Annotated in this window: 21 protein-coding genes and 1 tRNA gene; 15 read left to right on the forward strand and 7 right to left on the reverse strand. The window is 58.9% G+C overall.

The annotated features are described in order from the left end of the window. Positions 1-10 precede the first annotated feature (10 nt). The 5 genes from thiS (at position 11) to KP703_RS01885 (ending at position 2327) form a co-directional block, all read left to right on the forward strand. Positions 11-208 carry a sulfur carrier protein ThiS gene (gene thiS, locus KP703_RS01865; RefSeq protein WP_062140095.1) on the forward strand — a complete coding sequence of 66 codons (198 nt, stop codon included), beginning with the start codon at positions 11-13 and terminating at the stop codon, positions 206-208. Between the two features lie 6 nt (positions 209-214). After that, a complete protein-coding gene (locus tag KP703_RS01870; RefSeq protein WP_062272725.1) occupies positions 215-991 on the forward strand; it encodes a thiazole synthase in 777 nt (258 codons plus the stop codon). Beyond that, entirely contained in the window at positions 988-1602 is a 615-nt protein-coding gene (locus tag KP703_RS01875) for a thiamine phosphate synthase (protein ID WP_215753630.1), read from the forward strand. The genes KP703_RS01870 and KP703_RS01875 overlap by 4 nt, the downstream gene beginning before the upstream one ends. 111 nt (positions 1603-1713) lie before the next feature. Next, on the forward strand, positions 1714-1953 hold the full coding sequence (locus KP703_RS01880) for a hypothetical protein (protein ID WP_043552486.1): 240 nt from the start codon (positions 1714-1716) through the stop codon (positions 1951-1953). A gap of 71 nt (positions 1954-2024) precedes the next feature. Then, entirely contained in the window at positions 2025-2327 is a 303-nt protein-coding gene (locus KP703_RS01885; protein WP_062140106.1) for a hypothetical protein, read from the forward strand. A gap of 45 nt (positions 2328-2372) precedes the next feature. On the opposite strand, the gene KP703_RS01890 is transcribed toward KP703_RS01885, so the two are convergent. Beyond that, positions 2373-2768 carry a nuclear transport factor 2 family protein gene (locus KP703_RS01890; RefSeq protein WP_215753631.1) on the reverse strand — a complete coding sequence of 132 codons (396 nt, stop codon included), beginning with the start codon at positions 2766-2768 and terminating at the stop codon, positions 2373-2375. A 227-nt stretch (positions 2769-2995) separates the two neighbouring features. On the opposite strand from KP703_RS01890, the gene KP703_RS01895 reads away from it, so the two are divergent. After that, positions 2996-3655 carry a helix-turn-helix domain-containing protein gene (locus KP703_RS01895; protein WP_215753632.1) on the forward strand — a complete coding sequence of 220 codons (660 nt, stop codon included), beginning with the start codon at positions 2996-2998 and terminating at the stop codon, positions 3653-3655. Between the two features lie 10 nt (positions 3656-3665). Here the strand turns inward: KP703_RS01895 and recG are convergent, their stop codons facing one another. Beyond that, positions 3666-5810, reverse strand: coding sequence for an ATP-dependent DNA helicase RecG (recG, locus tag KP703_RS01900; RefSeq protein WP_215753633.1), 2145 nt, complete (start codon positions 5808-5810; stop codon positions 3666-3668). Between the two features lie 69 nt (positions 5811-5879). Here recG and KP703_RS01905 point away from each other — a divergent pair, with 69 nt between their 5' ends. Together KP703_RS01905 and mfd are read left to right on the forward strand one after the other, a co-directional pair. Beyond that, positions 5880-6203, forward strand: coding sequence for a succinate dehydrogenase assembly factor 2 (locus KP703_RS01905; RefSeq protein ID WP_062251075.1), 324 nt, complete (start codon positions 5880-5882; stop codon positions 6201-6203). Beyond that, positions 6200-9679 (forward strand): transcription-repair coupling factor, encoded by a 3480-nt coding sequence (gene mfd, locus KP703_RS01910; RefSeq protein WP_215753634.1) that lies wholly within the window; start codon positions 6200-6202, stop codon positions 9677-9679. Before KP703_RS01905 ends, mfd begins: the two co-directional genes overlap by 4 nt. A gap of 133 nt (positions 9680-9812) precedes the next feature. On the opposite strand, the gene KP703_RS01915 is transcribed toward mfd, so the two are convergent. After that, a complete protein-coding gene (locus KP703_RS01915) occupies positions 9813-10703 on the reverse strand; it encodes a hypothetical protein (RefSeq protein WP_062251164.1) in 891 nt (296 codons plus the stop codon). Between the two features lie 155 nt (positions 10704-10858). On the opposite strand from KP703_RS01915, the gene KP703_RS01920 reads away from it, so the two are divergent. Then, positions 10859-11848 carry a bile acid:sodium symporter family protein gene (locus KP703_RS01920; RefSeq protein WP_061503240.1) on the forward strand — a complete coding sequence of 330 codons (990 nt, stop codon included), beginning with the start codon at positions 10859-10861 and terminating at the stop codon, positions 11846-11848. 3 nt (positions 11849-11851) lie between these two features. Continuing rightward, positions 11852-13306, forward strand: coding sequence for a pyridoxal-dependent decarboxylase (locus KP703_RS01925; protein ID WP_215753635.1), 1455 nt, complete (start codon positions 11852-11854; stop codon positions 13304-13306). 104 nt (positions 13307-13410) lie between these two features. Here the strand turns inward: KP703_RS01925 and cobT are convergent, their stop codons facing one another. From cobT to KP703_RS01940, 3 genes are all read right to left on the reverse strand, one after another. Next, positions 13411-15354 (reverse strand): cobaltochelatase subunit CobT, encoded by a 1944-nt coding sequence (cobT, locus tag KP703_RS01930; protein ID WP_215753636.1) that lies wholly within the window; start codon positions 15352-15354, stop codon positions 13411-13413. A gap of 36 nt (positions 15355-15390) precedes the next feature. After that, positions 15391-16389 carry an AAA family ATPase gene (locus KP703_RS01935; protein ID WP_061507009.1) on the reverse strand — a complete coding sequence of 333 codons (999 nt, stop codon included), beginning with the start codon at positions 16387-16389 and terminating at the stop codon, positions 15391-15393. A 95-nt stretch (positions 16390-16484) separates the two neighbouring features. Further along, the gene (locus KP703_RS01940) at positions 16485-17093 is read right to left on the reverse strand and encodes a DnaJ domain-containing protein (protein ID WP_082782772.1); all 609 of its coding nucleotides are present in this window, start codon (positions 17091-17093) and stop codon (positions 16485-16487) included. A gap of 47 nt (positions 17094-17140) precedes the next feature. Between KP703_RS01940 and KP703_RS01945 the strand changes: the two genes are divergently transcribed. Beyond that, the gene (locus KP703_RS01945; protein WP_062140124.1) at positions 17141-17476 is read left to right on the forward strand and encodes a BolA family transcriptional regulator; all 336 of its coding nucleotides are present in this window, start codon (positions 17141-17143) and stop codon (positions 17474-17476) included. Next, the gene (locus KP703_RS01950; protein ID WP_215753637.1) at positions 17473-18024 is read left to right on the forward strand and encodes a hypothetical protein; all 552 of its coding nucleotides are present in this window, start codon (positions 17473-17475) and stop codon (positions 18022-18024) included. The genes KP703_RS01945 and KP703_RS01950 overlap by 4 nt, the downstream gene beginning before the upstream one ends. Here KP703_RS01950 and lipB read toward each other — a convergent pair. Continuing rightward, entirely contained in the window at positions 18002-18691 is a 690-nt protein-coding gene (gene lipB, locus KP703_RS01955; protein WP_215753638.1) for a lipoyl(octanoyl) transferase LipB, read from the reverse strand. The genes KP703_RS01950 and lipB overlap by 23 nt on opposite strands. Positions 18692-18764: 73 nt before the next feature. Here lipB and KP703_RS01960 point away from each other — a divergent pair. The 3 genes from KP703_RS01960 to pgmG all read left to right on the forward strand — a co-directional run bounded on the left by KP703_RS01960 (position 18765) and on the right by pgmG (position 21455). Next, positions 18765-18851: transfer RNA gene (locus KP703_RS01960), tRNA-Leu, on the forward strand. 310 nt (positions 18852-19161) lie between these two features. Beyond that, on the forward strand, positions 19162-20046 hold the full coding sequence (gene galU, locus KP703_RS01965; RefSeq protein WP_215753639.1) for a UTP--glucose-1-phosphate uridylyltransferase GalU: 885 nt from the start codon (positions 19162-19164) through the stop codon (positions 20044-20046). Then, a complete protein-coding gene (pgmG, locus tag KP703_RS01970; RefSeq protein ID WP_215753640.1) occupies positions 20046-21455 on the forward strand; it encodes a phosphoglucomutase/phosphomannomutase PgmG in 1410 nt (469 codons plus the stop codon). Before galU ends, pgmG begins: the two co-directional genes overlap by 1 nt. Positions 21456-21488 lie beyond the last annotated feature (33 nt).

Here is a 21488-nt window from a genome sequence, read left to right on the forward strand (position 1 = left end):
GAACGCCCACATGCAGATCGTGGTCAATGACGAGGTTCATGAGGTGTCAGCCAGGACGCTGGCAGCCCTGATTGATGAGCTCGGCTACGGCGGTGCGCGGATTGCTACAGCCATGGATGGCAGCTTTGTGCCGGTGCCTTACCGTGCCCGGACCGTCTTGCGGGATGGTGCGCGGATTGAAATTGTTGCTCCCATGCAGGGAGGCTGAGACCTCATGACAAAATCTTTTTACGGCACAGTTCTGTCTTCGCCGCTCATGCTGGGTACAGCCCAGTATCCATCCCCTGATATTCTGCGTGATGCGGTCAAGGCGGCTCAGCCGGGTGTTGTGACGGTTTCTCTGCGGCGTGAATCTGCCGGAGAACGGGCCGGGCAGGCGTTTTGGGATCTTATTCAGGAACTCGGTGTGCCCGTTCTGCCGAACACGGCCGGGTGCCACACCGTCAAGGAGGCCGTCACCACCGCGCATATGGCGCGCGAAGTGTTCGGCACGGACTGGGTCAAGCTGGAAGTGATCGGGGAACTGGATACGCTCCAGCCGGACGTGTTCGGGCTGGTCGAAGCCGCGCGCATTCTGACGGACGATGGCTTCAAGGTTTTCCCATATACCACAGAGGATCTGGTGGTGGCCGAGCGCCTGCTGGCTGTGGGATGTGAAGTGCTGATGCCCTGGGGCGCGCCCATCGGCTCCGGTAAAGGGTTGAACAATGTCTTCGGTCTGCGCGCCTTGCGGGCACATTTTCCGGATGTGCCGCTAGTGGTGGATGCGGGCATCGGTGTGCCCTCTCATGCCGCACAGGCGCTTGAGCTGGGGTATGATGCGGTGCTGATCAACACCGCGGTAGCCAAAGCCGGAGAGCCAGCTGTGATGGCTGAAGCGTTCCGGTTTGCCGTGCAGGCCGGCATGCTGGCCCGTCAGGCTGACCCTATGGAAGAGCGCGATATGGCTGTTCCTTCAACCCCCGTCGTCGGAAAGGCCATGCTGGCATGACATCCCTCCCGCAGAAAATTTATCCTGTTGTTGATACCGCGCTCTGGGTGGACCGGCTTGGGAGTGCGGGCGCGCGCTTTATCCAGTTGCGCATCAAGGACCTCCCGGAAGACGAACTGCTGGCGGAAATTCGGGCTGCCCACGCGTTTGCAAAGAAGCATGGTGTCTGTCTGGTGCTGAATGATTACTGGCAGATCGCTGTGGCCGAGGGGATTGATTACCTTCATCTTGGTCAGGAAGATCTGGATACAGCGGACCTTGAGGCTATTCGCAAGGCTGGTATCCGTCTGGGGATCAGCACGCATAGCCATGAAGAACTGACCAGAGCGCTGGCCTGTAAGCCGGACTATGTGGCTCTTGGCCCTATCTGGCCGACCCGCCTGAAGAAAATGCCGTTCGGCCCGCAGGGCACGGAACGTCTGACGGAGTGGAAAAACCTGATTGGCGATCTGCCTCTGGTCGCCATTGGAGGTATTACGCTGGAGCGCCTGCGCCCGTGTCTGGATGCCGGCGCAGACAGTGTCGCCGCTGTGTCCGATTTCACGCAGCATGCGGACCCGGAAGGGCAGGTGAAGGCGTGGCTGGCGGAGGCCGGGGAGGCTGCGCCTTAAGAAAACGCTAAGTTTTTATCATATATCTTGTAAGTAAATATCTGTTATAACATTGAGATTTCCTTATTCGTTCCTATCTTTTGTAGAAGTAGACGAATTAAGGAAATCATCATGTCTCACGATAAAGCACCGCATACTTCCAGCTCTCTGCATGATCTGGCTCGTAAAGCGACACATTCTCCCAAACTCCTTACAAAAGCGGAAATCATTCAGCTCGCAGACCATGTGCTGAAGGGTGGAGAACACGCTTCCGAGTTTGAAAAGGAAGTCGCCAAGAAGGCCCGCCATAATCCGGAAGGGCTGGAAGAGAATGAAATTATTGCTCTGGGAAAGAAGACACTCTCTGCCTGAGGGCCGTCTGATCTGATGAGCACCGCCTGCCAGCAGGCGCAATATTTTTACATACAAAGGAATTACCGCACATGACGGTTAAAAAGCAGCTTAGCGACGCCATTAAACAGAAAAAAGCAGTGAGCTTTTCTTTTCAGGGCAAACCCGCATTTGGCTCGCCTCACGCTCTGGGGAAAGGGGATGGAGAAGAACGCGTTCTGATCTATCGCGGTGAAGATTCCCACGAGAAAGAGGTCAAGCCCACAGGCAAGTGGGCCTGCCTGCGGCTTGCGGACCTGAGCAACGTGATGCTGACGGATGAGCCTTTCCATGAGGGCCATCCGGGAGAGCATGACAAAGCCTGTCTGCACGATGTTGAGCTTTCAGTGAAATAAAGCTTCGCGCATTTTGCTCCGGTTGGTGCCGGAGCAAAGTCGTGTTCACTGGAGGGAGCCGAGAGTTTTGTCCTCACTGTTCCCTTCAAGGACATGCGTGAGTTCATCGACCAGCGCGATGCGTCCTTCCCTGAGTTGAAAGAACGCAATCACCCTGATTGTGCTGATATGGCCAGAAGGACGTATCGCACGGGCGACATGCACAGTCGCCGCCATATCTTCCTGACAGATGATCCGTTCAATCGTAATCTCAAGTGACTGAAGGGCCGCCCGTAAGGCCTGGGCGTGTGTGAGAAAATCCTCCAGCGTCAGTGTGCGACCATCCACAATCTGCTGGTAGTCAGGTGTCAGGAAAGCTTTCAGCTGATCCACACTGGTGGTGAAATCCGTAAAGGTGGCAAACATCTGGCGGATGATCTGTTCGGAAGCGGGGGCGGCCATTTGGGTCTCCTGCTGGTGTGAGGGAGATCCTGTCTTGCCTTATGCAGGCTGTGGCCTGTTAATGGGATTACGCCAATCAATACGGGTTAGCCGCCATTTCCGATGCATTTCTCCCTTTAGATGTCCTGAGCAGGGATCAGCCTCTTCTTATCGCGCAGTCTGCGCAGGGGCGGCGTGCGCGGGAGACGGCGGCGCACCAGCATGCCCGGGGTCAGCTGATTGGCACGATGACCGGCCTTTCAATGCTCAGCACGTCAGCAGGACGCTGGGCTGTGCCGCCGGCCAGTGCTGTGTGGGTGCCCCCATATCTGGCCCATGAGTTTCGGTCCTATGGGCCATTTCACGGGTGGAGCGTCTATATTGCCCAGTCCGCATGTCGGGCTTTACCGGACAGACCGCAACTCCTCTCAACTTCCCCATTACTGCGGGAAGCTGTTCTGCGGGCTGCTCTCTGGCCGGTGGCAGAGCATTTGACAGCGCTGCAGACGCATGTTGCGCAGGTCATTCTTGATGAGATTGCCAACAGCCCACGTGAAGAATTTTGTCTGCCCATGCCGTCTGATCCCCGCTTGCTGGCTGTGGCGGAAGCTATTTTGAAAAATCCTTCAGCCCGCGAGAGCATGAGCGCCTATGCGGAGCAGGTGTCTCTTTCAGAACGGACGTTCAGCCGGTGGTATAAAGCGCAAACCGGATTTTCCTTCCGGGTCTGGCAAGCACGCGCTCGTGTGCTGCAGGCCATTGAATGGCTCACGGAGGGGCAACCCGTGACGACCGTTGCGTTTGACCTTGGCTATGAGACGGTGAGCAGCTTCATTGAGGTCTTCAAAACGCAGGTGGGTATGACGCCCGGTCGTTTTGCTGCCGTTGTGGGAGGCGGTCAGCCGTAATCCCAGCCGTTTAGCCCCCGGCAAAAATGCGGGCTGCGTCAGTTTTGTTAAACAAAAGCAGCAGAATTTTCGCTGCCAGCGGAAGGGGCGGTGCGGCGGTCAGAGGCGCGGTGTCGGGCAGGAGTTTTTCTGCCTCCGCATGGGCGGTTTCCAGCAGCATATCCACCAGAATTTCCGGGGCCATCCGGTATTCCGGCAGGCCGGACTGACGGCGGCCCGTCATGTCGCCCCCACCACGCAGGCGGAAATCTTCATCTGCAATCAGGAAGCCATCTTCCGTCTCGCGCAGGCAGGTCAGCCGGCGGCGGGCAGTCAGGCCCAGCCCTTCATCATGCAGCATCAGGCAATAGGACGCCGCCGAGCCTCGGCCCACACGTCCGCGGAGCTGATGGAGCTGGGCCAGTCCGAAGCGCTCGGCATGTTCTATCACCATGATGGTCGCTGTTGGGACGTCCACGCCCACCTCAATGACGGTGGTGGCAACCAGTATGCGGGTTTTGCCCTGAGCGAATTCCTGAAGGGCTTCCTCACGCACATTGGCGTCCTGCCGCCCATGCGCCAGTCCGACCACCTCGCCAAACCGTTCCAGCAGCGCCGCCTGCCGGGCTTCCGCTGCGGCAATATCCAGCGCCTCACTTTCCGAGACGAGCGGGCAAACCCAGAAGATCTGTGCGCCTTTAGTCAGAGCGCGGGCCAGCCCTTCAATGACCTCATCCATCACGCTGATGGTGTGCAGAGAGGTCCGCACGGGCTTTCGGCCAGCAGGTTTCCCGTCCAGACGGCTGATCTGCATATCCCCAAAGCGGGTAATCAGCAGGGTGCGGGGGATGGGGGTCGCCGTCATGACCAGCATGTCTGTAGCCCGGCCTTTTTCCACCAGCGTCAGGCGCTGCTCCACCCCAAACCGATGCTGCTCATCAATCACCGCCAGCCCGAGGTCTGCAAACTTCACGGTCTCCTGCACTAATGCGTGCGTGCCGATCACCAGCCGTGCTGTGCCGTCTTCTATCTCCTGCAAAGCTTTCTTGCGGGCTTTGCCTTTGACGGAACTGGAGAGGAACGCAACGGGCACAGGAGAGAGGCGCGCAAAGGTGGCGGCATGCTGGCGGGCAAGAATTTCCGTGGGGGCCATCAGCGCCCCTTGGGTGCCAGCTTCTACGGCACGCAGCATGGCGAGCAAGGCGACCAGCGTTTTGCCTGCCCCCACATCCCCTTGCAGCAAGCGACTCATGCGGTAAGGGGCAGCCATGTCGGCTTCAATTTCAGCCAGAGCCTTTTTCTGGCCGGGGGTCGGCGTATGGCCAAAGGCTGCCAGTGCCTGCCGTTGTAAGTGCCCATCGCCCTGCAGGCTGCGGCCCGGGCGGGCACGGGAGGCGTGCAGGGCAATGCGGGTAGCAAGCTGGTCAGCCAGTAATTCATCACAGGCCAGTCGCGCCTGAGCGCGCGTCTGCTGGGCTCGCCATGCGTCTCCGGCCTCGCTGCCGGGAATGCGGTCAGGGAAATGCATCCATGTCAGCGCGGTGATGAAATCTGGCCAGCCTTTCTTTTTGATGAGGGCGGCCTCATGCCATTCCGGCAGCGTGGCGGGCAGGCGGGTGAGGGCAGCTCTCATGGCCGAACGGACATTGCCGGCAAACAGCCCTGCCGTGAGCGGCCAGACGGGGTCCAGACCGGGAATGCGATCTGCCGAGCGCGCGGGGAGCAGATAGTCCGGTGAGGTCATGCACAGGCGCTCACCAAACCGTTCGACCTTGCCAGAGGCTGCAATGGATTCGCCCAACACGACCTTTTCGGCCTGCCATTTGGAGAAAAAAGCGAGTTCGAGCTGGCCGGTGCCATCTGCCAGTGTCACCCGCCATGGCTGACGGGTGCGTGGTGCAGGGGCGCGGATATCCTGCACGGTGCCGGAAATGGTTGCGATTGTGTCTGGCCTGAGTTGCGCCAGAGTGGGGCGCAGGCGGCGGTCCACCATGCTTTCCGGCAGGCAGAACAGGAGGTCCAGAACCCGTGAGCCACCCGCAATACGGCTTAGCAGCTTTGCCCGCGCCGTGCTGACACCCGGCAGTGTCTCCAGCGGCGCCAGTATGGCGGACAGGCTGGCGCGGTCAAACGGACCGGGTGCCGAAGCGGATGTGATAGGCGGGGGGCTGGACACTGGCGCGACAGAGGCCTCTGTTTGGCAGGCTGACAGAAGAGAACGCCAAGGCTATAGGACACCAGCGCCATGCAACACAATTCAACGACCACTCTTCCGCCCGAACAGGATTCTGAAGAGGCTCTGGCCTCTCGGCGTCGTCGCCTGCGTTTTCGCGCCTCGCATCGCGGTACGTTTGAGACGGACGCCCTGATTGGCGGCTTTGTGGAAGAGAACGTCGATACCATGAACGCGGCGGAGCTGACGGACATGGAAGCCATTCTGGAAATCCCGGACCCGGACCTGACGGACTGGCTGTTTGGCCGTCTGCCATTGCCGCCAGAGCGGGAGACCCCCATGTTACGTCGGATGGTTGATGCGTGTCGCGCAAAAGGAGTTGGGATAGCCGGATGACGGAAGAGACGAGCGCTGAGGGCCGTATTGCGCCCATCTGGGGCGTGCCTGAAGGGTATGATGCGCTTTTGCTGGCCAAAAGGGCCAGAGAACATAAAGGGCCTGTCCTGCATATTGCGCGGGATGATGCCTCCACAGCCCGGCTGGCAGACATGCTGGCCTATGTGGCGGAGGATGTGGAAACCCTGCGTTTCCCGGCATGGGACTGCCTGCCGTATGACCGCGTTTCTCCCAACCCTGCGATTGTAGCGGAACGCGTTGCAACCCTGACGCGCCTTCTGGAACCGTCAGACGGTCGACCACGTCTGGTGCTGACAACTGTTTCCGCTGCCATACAGCGTGTCTCACCGCGTTCCACGTTTGAAGGCCAGTCTCTTACGGTCAAGCAGGGGGAGAGCCTCGATCAGGCTTTTCTGATCGAACTGCTGATTGCCAATGGCTACACCCGCACCGATACGGTGATGGAGGCCGGTGAGTTTGCCTCGCGCGGTGGCATTTTTGACCTGTTCCCCGCAGGGGCGGCTGAACCTGTCCGGCTGGATCTGTTCGGCGATGAAGTTGAGAATATCCGTGCCTTTGATCCCGGCTCCCAGCGGTCTACTTCCAAACAGGATGCGCTGACGCTGCGGCCTGTCTCTGAATTTTCGTTGGATGCGGCCAGTATCTCCCGCTTCCGCACGGGCTGGCGTGATGTTTTTGGCCCCGCTGCGGCCTCTGACCCGCTCTATGAGCATATTTCCGATGGTCGTCGTTATCCGGGCATTGAGCACTGGCTGCCGCTGTTCCATGAGCGGCTGGAAACGCTGTTCGACTATCTGCCGAATGTCTCCGTCTCGCTCGATTATCAGGTCGAGGACGTGCTGAGAAACCGTCTGGAAATGATCGCTGATCATTATCAGGCCCGCCGTCAGCCAGCGCGGGAAGGGGAAACGCCCTACCGCGCCCTGCCGCCACATCTGCTGTATCTGGATTCGAAAGGCTGGGAGGCGATTCTCAGCCGTCTGCCTGTGGTCGCCTTCAGCCCCTACGCCAAGCCTGATGGTGCTGCGGGGATGGATGTTGGCGGACGACCCGGCAAGATGTTTGCCAAGATTGTGCCCGGTGCCCAGCGCGAGCAGGTTTTCACACTGTTGGGCGAGCAGGTACGGGACTGGGGGCAGGTTAAGCGCAAGACGTATGTCACCGCGTGGACCAAAGGCTCGCGTGAGCGCATTGGCACGTTGCTGCGTGAACATGGCGTGGCCACCCAGAGCTATGATGACTGGGCTGCCGCCCGCAAAGCCAAGCCGGGTTCTGTTGGTCTGCTGACACTGGGGCTGGAACGCGGCTTTGTTGCGGATGATCTGGCGTTTGTGTCTGAGCAGGATTTGCTGGGCGAACGGATTGGTCGCCCGCCACGCCGTCGCCGCCGGGCAGATGAACTGATTGCCGAAGCCGGGGAAATTTCCGCTGGCGATCTGGTGGTTCATCAGGATTACGGGATTGGCCGGTATGACGGGTTGGAGACGGTCAGCGTTGGCGTGGCCCCGCATGACTGCCTGCGTCTGCTCTATGATGGCGGCGAGAAGCTCTATCTTCCGGTTGAAAATATCGAACTGCTGAGCCGTTTTGGCTCGGATCAGGCTGGTGTGCCGCTGGACAAGCTGGGCGGCGTTGCCTGGCAGGGCCGTAAGGCCAAAATGAAGCAGCGCATCCGGGATATGGCCGGAGAGTTGATTCGTACCGCTGCCGCGCGTGCCCTGAAGGAAGCGCCGGTTCTCGCTCCGGCGGAGGGGATGTGGGACGAGTTCTGTGCCCGCTTCCCGTTTGTGGAAACAGATGACCAGTCCCGCGCCATCGCTGATGTGCTGGATGATATGGGGTCAGGCCGCCCGATGGATCGGCTTGTGTGTGGCGATGTGGGCTTTGGCAAGACGGAGGTTGCGCTGCGTGCGGCCTTTGTTGCTGCCATGTCCGGCGGACAGGTGGCGGTTGTGGTGCCGACCACGCTGCTGGCGCGCCAGCACTACCGGACCTTTGCCGCGCGCTTTGAAGGCTTCCCCATTAAGGTTGCTCAGTTGTCCCGCATGGTGACGGGTAAGGAAGCAACCGCCGTGCGCAAAGGTCTTGCGGATGGCTCCGTTAATATCGTGATCGGCACGCACGCTCTGCTCGCCAAGACGGTGCAGTTTGCCTCGCTTGATCTGCTGATTATTGATGAGGAACAGCATTTTGGTGTGGGGCATAAGGAAAAGCTGAAAGCGCTGCGCGAAGACGTGCATGTGCTCACACTGTCCGCCACACCTCTGCCGCGCACCCTGCAACTCTCGCTCTCCGGCGTGCGCGAGATGAGCCTGATTGCAACACCGCCGACCGACCGTCTGGCGGTGCGCACCTTTATCATGCCGTTTGATAGCGTCGTGATTCGGGAGGCTATTCAGCGTGAACGCTTCCGTGGCGGTCAGATTTTCTGCGTGGCCCCGCGTATTGAGGATCTGGACCGTCTGGCGGAGCGGCTGAGCTCCATCGTGCCGGACGCCAAGGTGGTGCAGGCGCATGGCCGCCTGACGCCAACGGAACTTGAACGGGTGATGACCGAGTTCTCGGACGGGAAATATGACATCCTGCTCTCCACCAACATCGTGGAAAGCGGGCTGGATATGCCTGCTGTGAATACGCTGATTATTCACCGGGCCGATATGTTTGGTCTCGGGCAGCTCTATCAGCTGCGTGGGCGTGTGGGGCGCGGTAAGCAGCGTGGTTATGCTTATCTGACCTGGCCGCAAACGCATGCCCTCTCCACCTCCGCTGAAAAGCGGCTGGAAGTCATGCAGACGCTGGATACGCTGGGGGCAGGCTTTACGCTGGCCTCGCACGATCTGGACCTGCGTGGGGCAGGCAATCTGCTGGGGGATCAGCAATCCGGCCACGTGCGGGAAGTGGGGATCGAACTCTATCAGCAGATGCTGGAAGATGCGGTGGCCGACCTCCGTAATGAAACCAGCCGTCGCCGTGCGGAAGATCGGGACTGGACGCCGAATATCATTGTCGGTCTGCCTGTGCTGATCCCGGATGCCTATGTGCCGGATCTGCCTGTGCGCCTTGGTTTGTATCGTCGCATCAGTGGTCTGGCGTCAGATGCCGAGCTGGAAGCGATGGAAGCCGAACTGGTGGACCGCTTTGGCACGCTGCCGCCGGAGGTAAAAAATCTTCTGGATATTGTCGATCTGAAAAGACTGTGCCGTGCCGCAGGGGTGGAACGTCTGGAAGCCGGACCAAAAGGCATGGTGCTCCAGTTCCGCAATAACAGCTTCAAAAATCCCGCTGGGTTGGTGCAGTGGATGGGCCGCTGGAAAGATGGCGCTGTCCGTCTGCGTCCCGACCACAAAATGGCGGTGGTGCGGGAGTTGACCAATGCTCAGCGTATTGATCTGGCGCGTCGTGTGCTGCGGGATCTGGTTAAGATGACAAAGAAGGTCCCGGCAGAAGTCGCCTGATCCTTTCAGGCGGAGGGGTACTTGCGCTGCGTCCGGGATGGTGGTTTCGGACAGGACACCACGCCCAACAGGCCATACAAAAAAGCGGACTGCTCAGGCAGCCCGCTTTTTTTTCGGTGTATATTTTAAGAAATTAGTGAAGCGGGAGAGGAAAGCCGTTCACCGTCAGCACACCCCCTTGCCAGACGGTATTCCACACATTCACATCGTTCTGGCTGTGGCTGACCAGCCGGGCCAGCACGAGGCCTGCGGCCAGCTTCATCTGTTTGGCGGTCCGGGCCTTTTCAATCAGAGCTTCCAGATTGCTGACTTCCAGATGACCGGAGGCCGTTGTGGCATCGACGTTTCCGGTGAGGGTGGCTGTGCCATTGCCTTTCAGCTGCACGGTATCGCGCGTCGCATTAAAGCTGGAAATGGTGACATGGACTGCGGGGGCGGCGGTGGATTTCCCTCCGATGGCTGCCATCAGAGCCGGCAGTTCGGATGCCGGCAGCGAGAACGCGGCATCAGCAGCGGAGGGGAGCAGGGCTTCATTACTAATCCCCTGATAGCTCAGGCCGGACAGTGCAAGTGTTGCGGCACTGGTATGGGCGGAGGTGCTGCCTTCCACTTTGAAATGTGCGGTGCTGCTGGACACGCGGTTAGAGCCGTGCGTCAGAACCGCATTGTTCCATGTGATGTCATACCCACCGCCGGCTTTCAGGGTTGCTGCGGCAGTTTGTCCCTGCTGGGCCAGCCAGTCTGAACACGCGGCGTTATGGCGGCCGGTGATGGCAGACATCAGCAGCAGAGAGGCCGCGTCAGCCTGATCATGTGCGGCATCGGCCGAGCTGCCGGTGAAGGTCATCTTCCCGGCGGTCAGCCCGCTGCTGCCATCAGGTGTACGCACGACCACGTTCTCATACGTCACGCCATGCGCGCTGTCCTGTGCAGAGCCGTGGGTAATCACGGCGCAGGCGGCGGGAGGAGCTGCGGCGTGTGTTGCCCGTAACGGAACAACGGCGGCGCAAAGACCAAGGCTCATAAGCATGAGACCAGCGGGGGAAGGAATGGTGTTGTGTTTCATTTGATCGTAAAGGTGGCGTATGCGGGTTCCGGGTGCAATCCGGATCTTAAAAATAATACAGATTTCACGCGTCCGATCCAAAAGCGCGTGTCACATTAAAAAGAGCGCAGCAGATGTTCAGACTGGACCCTTTCCTCATTGGCCTGCTCTGCACCATTTTTCTGGCGACGGTCTTGCCGTGCCATGGTGCAGCCGTGCCGGTTTTTCAGTGGCTTGCCATTCTTGTCATTGCCCTGATGTTTTTCCTGCAAGGCGCGCGCCTGTCCCGCAAGGCAGTCGTTGATGGGGTGATGGCCTGGCGGCTGCACCTGATTATTCTGGCCTGCACATTTGTCCTGTTCCCGCTGCTGGGGCTGGCCGCACATGCTTTGATGCCGGGCCTCTTGCAGAATGATGTCTGGCTCGGGGTGCTGTTCCTGTGCTGCCTGCCGTCCACTGTGCAGTCTTCCATTGCGTTCACCTCCATTGGCGGCGGCAATGTGCCAGCGGCTGTCTGTGCAGCCACGGCGTCCAATATTGCAGGGATTTTTATCACGCCATTTCTGGTGGGACTGGTGCTCAGCAAGCATGGCGGGGCCTCTGGCAATGTGATGAATATCGTTTTCCAGCTGCTCCTGCCGTTTCTTCTCGGGCAGCTGCTCCAGCCATGGATCGGCAAGTGGGCGCACCGGAACAAGAAGCTGCTTTCCCTCACGGATCGCGGGTCTATCCTGATTGTGGTCTACACGGCCTTCAGTGAGGCCGTGATGCAGGGCTTGTGGCACCGCCTGCCGCTGAGCCAGCTTGCTCTGATCGCACTGGTGGATTTCCTGCTGCTGGTCTGCGTGCTGGTAATTACGGCTTATGGCAGCCGTCTGGCAGGCGTGCCGCTGCGTGATGAGATTGCCATTGTGTTCTGTGGTTCCAAAAAAACGCTGGCGTCTGGCGTGCCAATGGCCAACGTGCTGTTTCCCGCAGCGTCTGTCGGGCTTATCGTCCTGCCGCTGATGATCTATCACCAGATCCAGTTGTTCGTCTGTGCGGTGCTGGCCAGAAAATTTGCCCGCATGACGCAGGAAAACGCGGAAGGCCTGCAGGCGGCAGGAGGGCCGCAAAAGGAGTAAAACGTGGCGGGGCTTGATCCGGAAAACTGGGACGCATTACGGGCGCTGGGGCACCGCATGCTGGATGAAATGCTGGACAACGTGCAGAACGTGGCTTCCGGCCCGGTCTGGCAGCCCATGCCAGATACCGTCCGGCAAGGCTTTCGGGATGCAGCGCTGCCCACGCAGGAAACCTCTCTGACAGCACTTTACGACCAGTTTTCTCAGTCTGTGACGCCCTACGCGACTGGCAACCGCCATCCGCGCTTTATGGGGTGGGTGCATGGCGGCGGCACGGCACAGGGAATGCTGGCCGAGCTTCTGGCTGCTGGTCTGAACGCCAACCTTGGTGGCCGGGACCATGCGCCGATTGAAGTGGAGCGCATGGTCATTCGCTGGGCCGCGACCATGCTGGGCTTTCCGGAAACCGCGACGGGTGTGCTGGTCACGGGCTCTTCCATGGCCAATTTTATCGCCATGATTACGGCAAGCCGCGCTGTGAATGGTGGCCTTGAGATGCGGAATGCGGGGCTGGCAGGCCGCAAGCTGGTTGGCTACGCGGCTCAAACGGCCCACGGTTGCATTGCCCGCGCCTTTGATATGGCAGGCCTTGGCACGCAGGCGCTGCGCCGGGTGCCGGTCGATGCAGACTTCCGAATGGATATGGCGGCCCTGCGGCAGATGGTGGCGGCAGACCGGGCTGCCGGGCTGGAACCGTTTGTGGTGGTGGGCACGGCAGGGACGGTTGATACTGGCTCGATTGATCCGCTGACAGCTCTGGCGGACTTTGCCGAGGCCGAGAACCTCTGGTTCCATGTGGATGGGGCATTCGGTGCTATGGCCCGTCTGTCCCCAGATTACGCTCCGGCGCTGGCTGGCATGGAGCGGGCCAACAGCATTGCGTTCGATTTCCATAAATGGGCGCAGACCCCTTACGACGCCGGATGCGTTCTGGTGCGCGAGCCGGGGCGTCAGGCTGCGGCCTTTGCGCAGTCTCTGGCTTATCTGTCGCGGGAAGATCGTGGGCTGGCTGCGGGAGCGCCGTGGTTTTGTGATCTTGGGCCGGATTTGTCCCGTGGTTTCCGGGCTCTGAAGGTCTGGTTCACGCTGGCCTCGTTCGGAACCGAACGGCTGGGCGGTGTGGTGTCGCAGTGCTGTGCGGTGGCACAGCATCTGGCCAAACGGGTTCAGGCAACGCCCTGCCTCGAACTGCTGGCACCCGTGACACTTAACATCGTCTGCTTCCGGGTTATTGCATCAGACACGGATGAAGACAGCCTGAACGGCGAACTGGTGAAAGACCTGCAGGAAAGTGGCGTGGCAGCGCCCTCAACGACACTCATACATGGCAAGCGGGCCATTCGGGCTGCGATCGTCAACCACCGCACGGTGGAAGCCGATGCAGACCTTATGCTGGAGACCCTGCTGGATCTGGCGGAAAAACGGCTTGGGCATAAGCTGGAGCGTCAGACAGCCTGAGTGATGTCTGCAAGACAGGTCGAAAAGCCAGCCTTATCCTTCAGTGCAGGGCCAGAGCAAAAACTGGCACCTGCACTGAAATTGGAGAGCTCAAAAGCGGGGTTTTACCGCCGTCTGGCTTTGCCGCGTCGACCTGGCCTGTTCTGTTTTTCATCAAACAGACCAGAGAGGGCTTGCAGCATGGTGCCGCCCAGTTCTTCCGCATCGGTAATGGTCACAGCGCGCTGGTAATACCGGCCCACGTCATGACCAATCCCGATGGCGGTCAGTTCGACCGGGCTGCGCTCTTCAATCTGATGAATAACGGCGCGGAGATGGTCTTCCAGATAGGAGGCCGGGTTGACGGAGAGCGTGCTGTCATCCACCGGCGCGCCATCTGAAATCACCATCAGGATTTTGCGGGATTCCGGCCGGCCCTTCAGGCGTTTCCATGCCCAGAGCAGGGCTTCGCCGTCGATGTTTTCTTTTAAAAGCCCTTCACGCAGCATCAGGCCGAGATTGGGGCGAGCGCGCCGCCAGGGCATATCGGCAGCTTTGTAGATGATGTGCCGCAGATCGTTCAGGCGTCCGGGTTCTGCCGGTTTGCCGTCTTTGACCCATTGCTCGCGGCTTTGGCCACCTTTCCACGCACGGGTGGTAAAGCCGAGGATTTCCACTTTCACGCCACAGCGTTCCAGCGTGCGGGCCAGAATATCCCCGCAGGATGCCGCCACGGAAATGGGACGGCCGCGCATGGAGCCGGAATTATCAATCAGCAGCGTGACAACCGTATCGCGGAATTCCGTTTCCTGCTCACGCTTGTAGGAAAGGGAAAGCATGGGATTGACCACAATGCGGGAAAGACGCCCGGCATCCAGAATGCCTTCTTCAAGGTCAAACTCCCACGCGCGCGTCTGCTGTGCCATCAGGCGGCGTTGCAGCTTGTTGGCCAGACGGGAGACGACCCCCTGCAAGGTTGCTAGCTGCAGATCCAGCTGATGCCGCAGGCGGTTTAGTTCTTCCGGGTCACACAGTTCTTCCGCTTTGATTTCTTCATCAAAGGCGGTGGTGTAGGCGTGGTAACCGCCAGCGGTTTCTCCCGGTTCGTGCTCAGGGGGAGCACTGGGGCCTGCGGCTTCACCCGTACCATCTGCACCGCTGCCCTCGCGGTCTTCTTCCATGGCTTCCGGGGAGGATTCACCGCCGCCACCCATCAGTTCCGGCTGCGGGACCGGGTCGGAAGACGAGTCCGGTTCAGGCGGAACATCTTCTTCCTGCGCTTCCGGTGGCGGGGCGTTGCTTTCGTCTTCGTCGGCGGCAGAATCGGAGCCGTTATCATCGGCTTCCATCTCGTCAGATGGAGAGTCATCTTCCGTCAGAGAGCACGCTGCCAGAAGTTTCCGGGTCGCTTTGGCATAGGCTGCCTGATCATCCTGACTGAGAGCCAGATTTTCCAGAGCCGTTTGCGCCTGCGGGGACAGGGCAGCCTGCCATTTGCGCAAGATAGACAGAGCAGAGTCCGGGGCTGGTTCGCCCGTCAGGCGTTCCCGTGCCAGCAGTTCCAGCGCGACGGCTGGAGAAAGGTCATCAGGATCAGTCATCCGGTCCAGCCCGGCAGCCTGACAGTCCTTTTCCAGTCTGTGACGCAGGTTAGCGGCCACGCCACGCATATGCCGTGCTCCAACGGCCTCAATGCGGGCCTGTTCCAGAGCGTCATACACGTCCCGTGCCACGGTATCGTCGGGCTGGCGGGCACGGTGCAGGTCAAAGTCATGGTGTTTCAGCCGGAGCGCCTGAGCATCCGCGACCCCACGGATACGCTCAATTTCTTCCTCATCCATATGGCGGGAAGGCTGGGGAAGGCGGATTTTTCCAGCAAGGCTGATTGGCCCCACAGGCATGTTGCCTGTGTGGAATGAAACCTCTGCCTCCCGCTGGCCGCCGATGGCCCGCAATGTGGCTGCGGTGGCCTGCTTGAAGGCGTCAACCCGGTTGGTCTGCTCGGACTCGCTGGCTGGCCGGTTATGGCCAGACGGTGGAGCGTGCGCTCCCTTCCTGCTGTCAGCCATTGATAAAGCCGCTCTCCGTTTGTGCTTCAGGCGCCCTTATTTGGACAGGGGGCTTTTGTTGAAGCAGCGCTGATAATATTCGGCCACCATGCCACGTTCGGCCTCATCACACTTGTTGAGGAAGGTCACGCGGAAGGCGAACGCCGTATCCTTGAAAATCTTCTCGTTTTCCGCCCAGGCGATCACGGAGCGCGGGGACATCACGGTGGACAGGTCGCCCGCCATAAAGCCGGCACGGGTGAGTTCCGCCAGCGCGACCATGCTCTCAATGGTGCGGCGCGCTTCTCTGTCATCCGGGCTGATGCCCATGCGGGAGAGCACAATGCCCACTTCCTGCGCATGCGGCAGATAGTTCAGGGAGGTTACGATGTTCCAGCGGTCCATCTGGCCCTGATTGATCTGCTGCGTGCCGTGATACAGGCCCGTGGTGTCTCCCAGACCAATGGTGTTGGCCGTGGCGAACAGGCGGAACCACGGGTGCGGTTTGATCACGCGGTTCTGATCCAGCAGGGTCAACTGGCCTTCCACTTCCAGCACGCGCTGGATGACGAACATCACATCCGGGCGGCCTGCGTCATATTCGTCAAATACCAGCGCGCAGGGGTGCTGGAGGCACCAGGGCAGGAGGCCTTCCTGAAATTCCGTAATCTGCTGGCCGTCCCGCACCACAATGGCGTCCTTGCCGATCAGGTCGATACGGGAGACGTGGCTATCCAGATTGATGCGCACGCACGGCCAGTTCAGGCGGGCAGAAATCTGCTCGATGTGGGAAGATTTCCCGGTGCCGTGGAAGCCCTGCACCATCACGCGGCGGTTGAACGCAAAGCCTGCCAGAATGGCCAGCGTGGTATCGTGGTCAAACAGATAGGCCGGGTCGATCTCCGGCACATGCTCGGTGCGGATGGAGAAGGCCGGAACCGTCAGGTCAGAATCGATACCAAACACCTCGCGCACAGAAACCTGAAGATCAGGCGCAGAAAGAGCTGAAATCGGGGGAAGATCGCCTGTGGTGGTCAGGCTGGCAGAATCAGTCATTCTTTATCCGTCTGGTAGGTGGGCATTCCGAAAAGACAGTCAGACACACTCTGGTGTCAGGGCTGCCTCTTTATAATGCAGGCAGCATGGCATGGTTACCCGGCTTTTTCGAGGCCTTCTGCCATAAGATGTGCCCTGAGAGCCGTGAACGCAACATTGATGCTTTTCAGCCGCTCTTCCGAGCGCCGGTCACCATTGTTGGCATCCGGGTGATGCTTGCGGGCCAGCGAGCGGTAACGCGCTTTTGCATCGTCCAGCGTGACAGGCCACGGCAGGCCGAGTGTTGCCAGAGGTTCACGCAGGGCTTCCGGTGCGCCGGGGTTGGCTCGACTTTTCGCGCGTTCCGCACGGGAGCGCCGGTTCTGGCCAAGGATATCAAGCGGGTCCAGCACGTCTTCTTCATGAAACGTCTGCTTGCCGGGCTTCGCACTCTGGCCAAACGCCCAGGATGGCCGATCCCATGCGATATCGGCACGCAGATGCGCTTCAATCTGGCCGGGTGACATCCCTTTGTAGTAATCCCAGCGTGCGTTATACTCCCGCACATGCTCGAGACAGAACCAGTAATACTGGTTAAGGGTCTCGCGTGAGCGGGGGGCACGATAGCCTGCCGGCTTTTCACAATCAGGCATGTCACAGCAGCGCTGGGGCGCATCCGGATCCGGATCGAACGCCCGGTGACGGGTATTCCTTCGCTTCATCATCAGGGTTATGTGCGTGCTGGAGTGTTCTGTGCAAGAGGGAACGTAGGATGACGCAACGCAATTCAGCTTCCACGCCTGAGGCAGACGGCATCCGTGCCCGTCGGGTGAGAGATGCTCTGACCGCTGCCTTCAAGCCGACACGGCTTGAAATTCTGGATGAAAGCAGCCGTCATGCCCATCATGTGGCCATGACGCGCGGCCCGGAAGCCGGGGCGACAGAAACGCATTTTCGCGTTTATCTGGTCAGCTCTCTGTTTGAGAGTGTGAACCGGGTGAATCGCTCCCGCATGGTGCATGATGCGCTGAGCTATGAATTCGGTAGCGGCTTGCACGCACTGGCTCTGACACTGCGTACGCCGGAAGAAGAAAGCGCTCTGGCATGATGCGCCGTAAGGTTATGCTGCTGGCACCGGTTTTTCTGGCAGCCTGCGCCACCGGGCAGGGTAATAAGACGGCTCCGCAGGCCAGTGATACGGTTCGTGTTGAAAGCTGGCTGCGGGCCGCAAAGCTGGAAAATGTGCCCTTTACCCAGACATGGCCGAATGGATCCACCGGTGGCGGGGTACTGACCTATCGCGCTGGCTATCTGCACCTGAATTATACCGTGCCGCATAGTATGGACCTTGAGGCCTCTGGCACGCATGCCGTGTTCAAGGACAGCCAGACCGGGTCTGAAACACGGATGGGGCTCGCGCATAATCCGCTGGGTGTGCTGATGGGCAATCCCATTACGCTCTCCGGACCGGTGACAGTGACCGACATTCAGAAACCGCCGGGGATCCTGCAGATTTCTCTGGCCCGTACGGAAAATCCGTCACAGGGGCTGGTGACGCTGATTTTTCGGGATGGCGGGCGTGTTCTGGACCTTTATGAAATCCGCATTCTGGATGAACGGCAACGCACGTTGTTCATTCGTCTGGGAGGGGTGTGAGCGCAGAGGGTGTGCTGCCAAAAACAGCCTGCCAGCTTTCCGCTAGCGCGGCATCCAGCTGCGCCATAGTGGCATTCAGCCCCAGCTTTTCAAGGCTGGTGACACCAAATTCTCGAATGCCGCAGGGCACAATGCCCTCAAAATCGGACAGGCGGGGATTGAGATTGATGGACACCCCGTGCCAGCTCACCCAGCGTGAGACGCGAACGCCGATGGCCGCAATTTTTTCTTCCTGACCGGTGCTGGGGTCAATGACCCACACGCCGACACGTCCCTCGCGACATTCTCCTTTCAGTCCGAATGTTGCGAGGGTGCGAATCACCCATTCTTCCAGCCCATGCACGTAAGACCGCACATCACGCGCCCGGACCTCGCCGTGAGCATTGTGCAGATCCAGCATCACATAAGCGATTCTCTGCCCCGGTCCGTGATAGGTCCATTGTCCGCCACGGCCTGCGTCATAGGTAGGGTAATGGTGGGGGTTGAATAAATCTTCCGCTTTTGCGGATGTGCCTGCGGTAAAAAGAGGTGGGTGTTCCAGCAGCCAGACCCGCTCTGTGGCCTCATTGGCCCGGATTTCCCGCGCCAAAGTTTGCATGCGCGCCAGTGCGGCAGGGTAGGGAACGGGCTTTTTGCTAATTTCCCATAAAAAACGTGCGTTGGTCATTGCCGCGTGATCCCGGTTCGGTTATAGGGCTTCTCACCAAACGGTATCGCCTTTCAGATGCTGGTTGTCACGTGCGGTCGTGGCGGAATGGTAGACGCGCAAGCTTGAGGTGCTTGTGGGGGAATACCCCGTGGAAGTTCGAGTCTTCTCGACCGCACCATTTTTTCAGCTCTCACAAAAATCAGTTTTAAAATTGTTCTGGTTTCTGTGAGAGCTGCTTTTTCTCAAAATATTAAATTTTTAACGGCTTATGGCTGCAAATTGGCTCATTTGGCCATATTCAGGCCCAGCTTTCCCGGTTTAAAAGCAAATAGAGCTAGTGTTGCCGTATGGGTCACACTTTTCTGCGTGTTTGCGCAAAGCACTCTGTTGTTTTGCCGGTGGGCAGGATTGATTTGACGAACGGGCGTCCCCGCGATTACGAGCGACAGAGTTCACTTTTGTTGTAACTTTTTTAAGGTGTCGTATTCGTGTCCAAGCCCAAGCCTTTACGTAAAGCAGTCCTGCCGGTTGCAGGGCTAGGTACACGCTTCCTGCCGGCGACCAAAGCCATGCCGAAGGAAATGCTGACAGTCGTCGACAGACCTCTGATTCAGTACGCGATTGATGAAGCGCGTGAAGCTGGGATTGAAGAATTCTGTCTGATTACGGGTCGTGGCAAAGATTCCCTGATCGACTACTTTGATATTGCCTATGAACTCGAAGCGACACTGCGTGAACGCAACAAACTGGACACTCTGAAGGCGCTTGAACCGACCAGCATTGAAGCAGGCTCTCTGGTCGCCGTGCGTCAGCAGGAACCGCTGGGTCTTGGTCATGCTATCTGGTGCGCCCGCAGCTTTATTGGGGATGACCCGTTCGCCATCCTGCTGCCGGATGATATTGTGAAGTCTGGCACGTCCTGCGTGAAACAGCTGGTTGATGCCTATAACCAGACGGGCGGGAATGTTGTAGCGGTAACAGAGGTGCCGCGTGAACAGACCAACCGTTACGGTATTCTGGACATCGGCAAGGACGATGGTCGTCTGGTGGAAGTGAAGGGCCTTGTTGAAAAGCCCAAGCCGGAAAATGCTCCGTCCAACCTGTCCATCATTGGCCGTTATGTCCTGACCCCGGATGTGATGACGCATCTGTCCAAGCTGGAAAAAGGCGCGGGCGGTGAAGTGCAGCTGACGGACGCCATGGCAAAAACCATTGGTCACGTTCCGTTCCATGGCCTGCGCTATGAAGGTGAGCGTTTTGACTGCGGGAATAAGATCGGCTTCCTGGAAGCACAGATTGCATTCTCTCTCGAACGTCCCGACCTGGCTGACGATGTGAAAGCATTCCTGAAAAAATATACGTCTCAGATCTGATGACGTTTACGCACACGTTCAATCCGACCAGTCTCCGCGAATATGATATTCGCGGGATTGTCGGGAAAAGCCTCACGTCTGAAGATGCCTTTGCAATCGGGCGGACGTTTGGCTCTGTGGTCGTTCGTCATGGCGGCAAAACTGTTGTGACCGGTTATGACGGCCGCCTGTCTTCCCCGGATTTGGAAGATGCGCTGGTTAAAGGGCTGGTTGCCTGCGGGTTGAATGTTGTGCGGGTACGCTGTGGCCCGACCCCAATGCTGTATTTTGCGTCTGTCTCCTTGCAGGCTGATGGCGCAGTAATGGTAACGGGGAGCCATAACCCGGCAGATTATAACGGCTTCAAGATGATGCTGGCCGGGAAGCCTTTTTTCGGGCCGCAGATTCAGGAGCTTGGCGTTCTTGCTAAAACCGGCGATGTCGTCCCCCCTGCACACGGGACGATACGCGGGCTTGATTTGCGTACCGACTACGTGCGCCGTTTGCTCAAAGACTGGGATGGGGGCGAGAAACCCCTTAAGGTTGTCTGGGACAACGGGAACAGTGCCGCAGGCGATGTCCTGCAAAAGCTGGTTGCCGGATTGCCCGGTGAACATACCGTGCTAAATGGCGCGATTGACGGTCATTTCCCAGCCCATCATCCAGACCCCACCGTTGCGAAAAATCTTGAGCAGTTGATTGCGGAAATCCGCAGGCAGAAGGCGGATGTTGGTCTGGCCTTTGATGGCGATGCAGACCGTGTTGGCGTGGTGGATGATCAGGGGGAAATCCTGTGGGGGGATCAGATCCTGATTCTGCTGGCGCGGGATGTTCTGAAAACGCATCCCGGTGCGACAATTATTGCTGACGTTAAAGCCAGTCAGGTTCTGTTCGATGAAGTCCGTAAGGCCGGGGGCAAGCCGCTGATGTGGCGAACCGGACATTCTCTTATCAAAACCAAAATGGCAGAAACAGGGTCTCCGCTGGCCGGTGAAATGTCAGGCCATATTTTCTTTGCCGATAAATGGTACGGGTTTGATGATGCCCTGTATGCCGCTGTGCGGCTGCTTGGTATTCTGGCGCGTCAGGACAAGCCTCTTTCCGCTATCAGAGAAGCGCTGCCGCGCACCGTTTCAACTCCTGAAGTGCGCTTTGATTGCGATGATACGCGTAAGTTCAAAGTGATTGAGGAGGTTGCGGCTCGCTTGCGGCATGAGGGCGCGGATGTCTCCGAAATTGATGGTGTGCGCGTCAATACGCCTGATGGCTGGTGGCTACTACGGGCATCCAACACACAGGCTGTTCTGGTCGTACGTGCAGAAGGGCCGGATGAGGCTGCTCTTGAGCGCCTGAAGCAGGCTGTGGTGGCGCAACTGGCGCAGTCTGGCTTGTCCGCACCAGATTTTTCCGGAAATAACGCCGGGCATTAAGAAAACCCTGCCGGCTTGAAGTTTATGGCCGGC

The sequence above is a fragment of the Acetobacter sp. P5B1 genome (assembly GCF_018811985.1).
GTDB classification, from domain to species: domain Bacteria; phylum Pseudomonadota; class Alphaproteobacteria; order Acetobacterales; family Acetobacteraceae; genus Acetobacter; species Acetobacter cerevisiae.